The 2,153-nt window shown below is 40.8% G+C and carries 1 protein-coding gene; it reads left to right on the top strand.

Features of this window, described 5'->3' with window-relative positions; translation table 11 throughout:
• The first annotated feature begins 236 nt into the window (after positions 1-236).
• A complete protein-coding gene (locus F6K22_RS39305) occupies positions 237-1,634 on the top strand; it encodes a CHAT domain-containing protein (RefSeq protein WP_293110427.1) in 1,398 nt (465 codons plus the stop codon).
• The last annotated feature ends 519 nt before the right edge of the window (positions 1,635-2,153 follow it).

The following is a 2,153-nucleotide window of genomic DNA, read 5'->3' on the forward strand; positions in this document are numbered from 1 at the left end:
TTGGGAGATCCCCCCAACCCCCCTTGGTAAGGGGGGCTAAGATGGAAAGGGAGTTTAGGTCTAAGTCTAACTCTAACTCTGTTCACAGTTTCCCCTCTTCACAAGAGGGGTCTCAAAATAGTAGCAGTTCCCCCCAACCCCCCTTAGAAAGGGGGGCTAAGATGGAAAGGGGATCTAAGTCTAACTCTGTTTACAGTTTCCCCCCTTCACAAGGGGGGGCAAGGGGGGGATCTCCAATGGGAGCAACTTTGAATATGTGGGATGATGAACCCGACTCGACTGAAACACCGGCAAAATATTATGTCTATGACTCCCAACCAGGTAAGCAACTACGAGAGGCAGTTTTTGATAAATTGCGGGATAAGTTGGCAGGTTGCAGTAATTTGGTAATAGCTCCCGATGGGGATTTAAACTTGGTGCCATTTCAGATATTGCCAGAGGATGATGAGACAACAATATTGCAGGATGAGTACAACATTAGTTATGTCAGCGTCGGGCGAGAATTATTGCGCCGTCGCATCAAAACAAAGGGTACGGCAAACCAACCATTAATTATCGCCGATCCTAATTTTGATTGGCCTCAGCACGATCCAGGTATTGCACAACCAGAGTCAAATATGGCTGTTTCAGGTCTGAATGTTAGTCAAATGTTCGGTACTCTTGCCAGTGTAAAATTTGAACGAGTGAAAGCAACGGGTGATTTTGCCGAAACTATTGCGCAACAGTTAAGAGTCAAACCTTTCTTGCAAAATGAGGCAACAGGCGATCGCCTACTCAAATGTCAATCTCCCAAACTCCTCATACTTGCTACCCATGGTTATTACTCCCAGAGAAATAAGGAATATCTGCGTTTGTTGATAGAGTTGCTGAAATGTCCCCAGGAAAAAGAAGCAGAGATATTAGCAAAAAATTATGGTTTCCTTGATGAGGAGTTTGTGGCAATTATTGAAGCGTGGCGAAACGTGGAAGATTTAGATAATGAAATCAGAGAATGGTTGGGAGCTATATATTCTCTGGTGAAACAACAGATAAGCACCACTTCAGCAAAACCCCCAGTTAATAACATGGAATTTGAAATCTTCAAACCAAACCGCCACCAAGCAAAAGTCGAAAACCCGATGATGCGTTCGGCAGTTGCTTTTACTGGAGCCAACACCTGGTTTTCAGGCGGCAAACTACCTCCAGATTTCCCAACAATGGTATTTGCTCAAGATATTGCGGGAATTGACCTCTGGGAAACAGACCTCACCATTTTAATTGCCTGTCAAAGCGGGTTAGGAGACGTGCAAACGGGAGAAGGAGTTTTCGGGTTGCGTCGTGCATTTGCCGTTGCTGGCAGTAAAACATTAATAATGAGTTTGTGGAGCGTACCGACATTAGCAACCATGTTATTAATGGAGCAATTTTTAGATTATTTAAAAGCAGGTATTGGTCGTGCCCAAGCATTGAAAAAAGCTCAGAAATATATTATTAATGTTACTGTTGGAGAGTTACAAAAAAGTCAATTAGGTCGCGATATTTTAGCAGAATTAAATTTAGGAAATAATCTGGAAATTGACAGTAAACCATTAGCTCATCCCTATTTTTGGGGAGCGTGGATATGTCAGGGAGAAGTTGATAATTTTCAGATGTAATATGAAATCCGCTAGCAAATGATAACTCAGTAGGGATGTTGTATGCAACGTCCCTACTTTCTTTTAAATAGTTCAGGACTTATATAGAATCCGATTGAATAGTCGTCATTGCGACGATAGGAAGCAATCTCCGCACACCCCTGAGATTGCTTCCTTCCACTCCGTTCCAGTCGCAATGACTTGGCTATACTAATTATCCGGATTCTATATTAGGCAAAGAAACCGGGTTTTTAGGATACATCATTGTTTTTAACAATAAATATTGACGAAAAAACCCGGTTTCTAGGTTCGCCTGCGTAAGTCCTGTAGTTATAATAAAAGGTCGTAGTAAAATTTGAGTAAAAAGATAGATATTTTACGGGCTAAAGCCCAACTACAAACAAAAACTTTTTCATCACTAATGATCTGGACATCATATAAAATATCTTCACTATTTATAAAGGAATAGTTAAAAACATTGCTATTACTTATTTATTACTTAATAATTGAAGTCTTGAGTAAGTATACCATTCTTTTTTT

The sequence above is a fragment of the Okeania sp. SIO2F4 genome, assembly GCF_010672385.1.
In the GTDB taxonomy this organism is placed as follows: domain Bacteria; phylum Cyanobacteriota; class Cyanobacteriia; order Cyanobacteriales; family Microcoleaceae; genus Trichodesmium.